The organism is Sulfitobacter sp., from assembly GCF_041552635.1.
In the GTDB taxonomy this organism is placed as follows: Bacteria; Pseudomonadota; Alphaproteobacteria; order Rhodobacterales; family Rhodobacteraceae; genus Sulfitobacter.
This window is the reverse complement of the sequence record NZ_JBFEKM010000354.1, coordinates 1-1,515: the sequence shown is the minus strand read 5'-3', so window position 1 is coordinate 1,515 and position 1,515 is coordinate 1. Positions and strand designations below refer to the sequence as shown.

2 protein-coding genes are annotated in these 1,515 nt (G+C 52.2%); one reads left to right on the top strand and one right to left on the bottom strand.

What is annotated here, in order from left to right; all coding sequences use genetic code 11:
- Positions 1-69: 69 nt before the first annotated feature.
- Entirely contained in the window at positions 70-327 is a 258-nt protein-coding gene (locus ABYT07_RS21015; protein WP_372993938.1) for a hypothetical protein, read from the bottom strand.
- 492 nt (positions 328-819) lie between these two features.
- Here ABYT07_RS21015 and ABYT07_RS21010 point away from each other — a divergent pair.
- Positions 820-1,515, top strand: a 696-nt coding sequence (locus ABYT07_RS21010; protein WP_372993937.1) for a tyrosine-type recombinase/integrase, incomplete at its 3' end; no start/stop codon positions are given.

Below are 1,515 nucleotides of genomic sequence, written 5' to 3'. Positions count from 1 at the left end.
TCGATTTACACAATAACGCCAAAATAGCAGCCTATAGGTTCGGGCCGAAAACCATGAGGGCGGCGCTCTTCAAGCGGTTGAAAGATACCCTTTCAGGGATTCCCGCACGACTTCTCGGGCGATATCGGCGGGCTTTTGATCGCCGGTTTCCCGAAACCAGATTCCGACCCAGTTGACCGCCCCCAAGATTACTAGACTGGCAAGTTTCGGATTCAGGTCGGCGCGCAGCGACCCGTCGTTGGTCCCGTCCCGAAGAGCAGTGCGGATCATTGTATCAATCCTGTCCCGACTGATCTGCACGCCGCGCTTGTTGCCGGATGTGACCATTGGGCTGGTATGGGCAGCTTGTGACTGTCGCACTTGATGATGCTGCGCCCAACCTTGCCGGAAGCGGCCGCCTTGGGCTGTCTGCCCTTGCTGGTGGCCCATAACGCGCCCGCAACGACCTTCACAGTGGTTGAGGGAAGCGAAGCTAGATGAACGGGCGCAGCACGTCACAAGGCTGTCAGGGGCCGCGTTTTCCGACCCGCTGCGGGGCTTCCCGGCCTGTCATGTGGCTCGCGTCGCTGACGGGCAGACCTTGCGCCACCCTAAAACCACCGCACAAAAAATGTCACTAGACCGGCAATAGAAATCCCCTGCGGGTAAATTACTCAATAATTTAAAAGGTTTTGTGGCGGACAGACAGGCAGCCATCATAGGGTTTTATGTGATCTTAGGTGTTCCGTTTAGGTATATGTTAATAAACGGATAAATCGTATTTATTGTCCTTTATGATCTTGCTAGTTCCAGCCCCTTCCGCCACTTTGAGGGGGAAGTATGAAGTTCGATTCCACAAAAAACGCACGTGGGCAGCGTTTAACAGCCGCGATGCTACGAGGTCATCTTGATGTAGGTAAATACCGTGATGGCGGTGGGATGGGGTTGCTCCTACGCGTTGATGATAAATCTGGAAAATTCTGGATTCAAAGGATCACGATCAAGGGAAAGCGTTGCGAACTTGGCTTGGGCAGTTTCCCTGTCGTTTCGCTTGCGATGGCGCGTGAGCAGGCGATGGAAAATAAATTGTCCATTCGGCGTGGAATTGATCCTTTAGAAGAAAAGAAAAAGATGCATGCTAACCGTGAAGTTCTGACTTTTGCAAATGCCGTAGAAGATTACATGGCGATCAAAGAAAAGGAATTCCGAAGCGAAAAGCATGCAAAACAGTGGCGTGCGACACTCGATAAATATGCCTCGCCCGTAATCGGTAAGATGGATATGGATTTTGTCGATGAACGTGACGTGCTGCGTACCCTAGAGCCTATCTGGACCACAAAGACAGAAACAGCATCTCGCCTACGTGGGCGAATAGAAGCTATTATGAGTTGGGCTATTGTGGCCGGGTTCCGCAAAGGTGAAAATCCAGCCCGCTGGAAAGGTAATCTTGCGGAACTATTGCCAAAGCCAAGCAAGGTAGCGACGAAGCGAAACTTTCCCGCCCTTTCTCTCGCTGACGCGCCAAGGTGGTGGCTA

What these genes read in the sequence shown, in the direction of transcription:
- ABYT07_RS21015 (WP_372993938.1), bottom strand. Translation starts at nt 327, where the DNA reads ATGGTCACATCCGGCAACAAGCGCGGCGTGCAGATCAGTCGGGACAGG.